The sequence below is a fragment of the Halorubrum sp. AJ67 genome (assembly GCF_000513435.1).
The window spans coordinates 149,605-152,932 of the sequence record NZ_CBVY010000011.1 but is presented as its reverse complement, the minus strand read 5'-3'; the positions used below and the strand labels follow the sequence as shown (position 1 = coordinate 152,932).

3 protein-coding genes and 1 pseudogene are annotated in these 3,328 nt (G+C 61.0%); all 4 read right to left on the bottom strand.

Going from position 1 to position 3,328, the window contains the following annotated elements; genetic code table 11:
* A pseudogene (locus tag BN903_RS10465) lies at window positions 1–255 on the bottom strand (peptidase M28); the annotation flags it as partial.
* Between the two features lie 57 nt (window positions 256–312).
* Complete coding sequence (locus BN903_RS10460; protein ID WP_048077664.1) at window positions 313–1,020, bottom strand: DUF2270 domain-containing protein; 708 nt, start codon at window positions 1,018–1,020, stop codon at window positions 313–315.
* 61 nt (window positions 1,021–1,081) lie between these two features.
* The gene (locus BN903_RS10455; protein WP_048077663.1) at window positions 1,082–1,417 is read right to left on the bottom strand and encodes a hypothetical protein; all 336 of its coding nucleotides are present in this window, start codon (window positions 1,415–1,417) and stop codon (window positions 1,082–1,084) included.
* Window positions 1,418–1,709: 292 nt separating this feature from the next.
* Window positions 1,710–3,113, bottom strand: a complete 1,404-nt coding sequence (locus BN903_RS16835) for a hypothetical protein (protein WP_154018112.1) — start codon at window positions 3,111–3,113, stop codon at window positions 1,710–1,712.
* Window positions 3,114–3,328 lie beyond the last annotated feature (215 nt).

Here is a 3,328-nt window from a genome sequence, read left to right as displayed (position 1 = left end):
CGTTCGTGGTGGCGGTCGACGCCCCGACACCGACAGCGACGACTCGCCGCGCCACCAGCCGGGGATCTCGAACTCGTCGAGGCCGGCGTTTCGCAGGCCGGCCGCCTCGAACGCCTCGACGACACGCTCAGCGCCGCGCCGCTCGCCGGCCGATCCGGCCATCCGATTACCGATGTCGGTCAGGTCTGTGAGGAGGCTCCACCCGAAGTCGCTCGTCCGCGCGTCGCCCACGACGCGGTCCGGTAGCTCGGTCATACGACGTGGTTGGGCCGAGACCGAAAAGGGGTTGCGGGTACCGGCGGCCCGGCCGGCTCACTTCCACTCGTCGGCGTCCTCGGCCGTCCCCATCTCGCCTTTGGCCTGCCGCGGGGCCCGGCGAAGCGTCAGTCCGAGGACGACGACGTAGAAACAGGCGACGAGCGCGAGCACGAACGCGCCCGGGATCGCACCGACCGCCGCGGTCGCGACGACGCCGCTTCCCGGCGGCGTGAACACCGTGAGCCTGACGACCCACGCGGCGATCAGGACGGAAAAGAGCGGGGCGTACACCCGGCGGAGCCGCCGAGAGACCGCCTCGACGCCCGGCATCTTGATCGTCGGCTCGCGGAGGTCCTCGCTCAGCAGCTCCCGCCAGTTCGACTGCTCGACGCCCTCGGGGTCGAGCGCGTTCGCGAACACGTTCTCCTCCAAGAGCCGCACGCGCGACCGCCAGACGTCGAAGGTCCGGTACCGGCGGGTCTCGATCCCGAGGAAGACGCTGAGCATGACGAGTCCGATGAGCAGCACGTAGTGCGGCCGCGACTCGTTCGAGAAGGTCCACGTCAGGAGCGATGCCGTCACCACGACGGCCCAGTTGGTCGTCCGGTCGATTCGCGTCCGCCACGAGCTGGTCCGCCCGAGCTCGCCGCGGTACGTGTGGCCCATCAGCGAGAGGAAGTCGGACCGGTCGCTCGCGGCCTCGGCCGCGACCTCGCGCTCCTCCCGCGACTCGGGGTCGAAGTCCTCCGGTGGGTCGGGCATACCTCCCGTACCGAGGCGGGACAGGTAAAAGGGAGGCCGCGAGCGCGTCGCCCGCGGAGCCTCAGGCCGGGTCGGCCGCGCTCACTTCGACCTCGACGTCGGCGGGGTCGACGCCGATCCGGGCGAACTGCGTGCGGACGTGGTCGCGGGCGGCCTCGACCGCCTGATCGCGGGTGTCGAACCCGCGGGGCATCGGCTCCTCGAAGGCGACCCGGATCTCCTCGCCGTCGACGACGAGCGGCGAGCCGCCGCTCTCGACCTCGTAGAAGGCGTCGCACACCCAGACGTACGGCGCGTCCTCGTTCGGCGCGCCCTTGTACGCGGGCGGCTCCTCGCCGCGCTCGAACACCGTGCCGGTGAGGTCCGTGCCGCCGCCGCTGCCGCGAACGAGTATCATGCCACGAGTAAGGGGTCGAGCCGGATAAGGGCGGTGTGCTGGGAGATACTGTTCGGATGAGCCGTTCCACGCGAACTTCTCAAGGAGTCAGATATTCTGCCGCAACACCGATTCCGCGATGAAATCGCACACTCGGACAGTCGTAACAGATCGCGAATTTCGCTTCGGTCGAATACCGCCACGGCCCCAGCGATATCTGCGATTTTTCGACATGAAGACCGTCCTACCTCAGGGCTGTCGTTGCCGCCAACTCCCGCCTACCGAGGTCGTATTCGTCGTACTGATTCTCCGATTATGCTGTTACCGTGGTCGTCGTACGTTCAATCTCGTCACCTTTGTACAACAGCGAAATCGTGAGCTCTTTTTCGCCCGGTGACACCGCTCTTCCGTTGCTCAATCTCACGTGTTCTTGCTCCGATGAACCCGGAAGTAACCCCTTACTGGAAGTCAGTTCGTCCGTGCGTGAGGGATCTCCGATCCCGATTTCTATCGAGTCATAGCGCAGAACTACGTCCCCATCGTTTCGCACACCGAACTTCACCTCAGAGAGTTCGACATCGTCTGTGCCGTTGCCGGGGCTGGAAAACGATGCTTCGATATCTGAGAAGACAGTATCCAGCCCGTCGAATTCCTTCGAATGAGACGCCGAGATTGACCCGTCTTCTAGCTCCAGATTCAAGACCACCTCGTGTGTTCCGCCGGTCCGAATTTCATACGGGTCAGGCTCAATAGCTTGCCGGCCAAGAGACGATGCTTCGTCATAGAACGGTAGATCCTCAAGCCTCTCGTTCGCTTGGATCGTGAAACTTCCATTCTTAATTTTGTTATCGTCGATCGTTATCTGGGCCGAGGGGTTGAGATCAGTATCTGCGTTGACGCTAAGCGTCGCCAGCAGTTCGACGAACTGTCCGTTCGCCCACCCGGACGACATCGAGTCGACCGAGAGGTCAGTATCGGTGATCTGCTGCGATATTATTCCGGCAGCCTGCCCTGCCGGCGAGTCTGCGGTGAATTCAAGCTCCGCATCTTCACCAGAAGTAGCCGTTTGTAGCGATTCCGGATCGCTAACCACTAGACTCCGGCCTGTGCCCGGATAGATCTTCTCAGTCGGAGCCGTCGCTACCTCTTCACCGTTGGCGGTTGCCGAGATCTGGACACTAGTCAGTAATTCGCCCAGATTTCCAACACGAAAAGTAGCATCGGTTATTGTGTTTCCGTCCCAGCTCGGTCTCAACGATACGAATGTTAGTAAAGCTGGGAGACCTGGATCATACGGGAAGCTCTCACTCACCGTCCCGATGTCTGTCTCAACGGTTGCCGTCCCGATCTGTGTTCCCAAGTTTTCCACTTTTATACTCTGAGATGATGAGATCGCAATTTTATCCGCGGTACCGGGGCTAAGAGTAGTGTTGAGACTTCTCGATAAATCTGTGTCAGGAGATTCTAGCGTGAATTCTGCTCTTTCGAGTTGAACGGGGTACTCTCCTTTGTTCACCACCACAATCGTAACCTGATCTAAGCCATCGTCGCCCCAATCCCATTCGATGTCTCTAATCACGATCCGTTCACTGGCTACGTTCGAAGATTCACTATCTCCGTTAGAGGATTCATTATCTACAGTAGAGGAGTCTCCGCAGCCGGCCAACGCTGCCGCACTGGATACCCCGAAAAACTGTAAGACATTCCGCCTATTCATAAACTAGGAGAATTTGGCAACGAATAAAAAGGTCTGGTCTCGGTGATCTCTGTCAAGACGCGTTTAAGTGCCTGTCCTCCGGCTCTGTTGAAATCCTCATCTGGACACCGAGCCCAGAGACGGCCGCTGCGACACGAGGGCAAACGCTTTCGGCCCGGCGACCGGTGGATACGCCATGACGCTGGAGGATTTCACCGAGTACACCGGAGACGGTG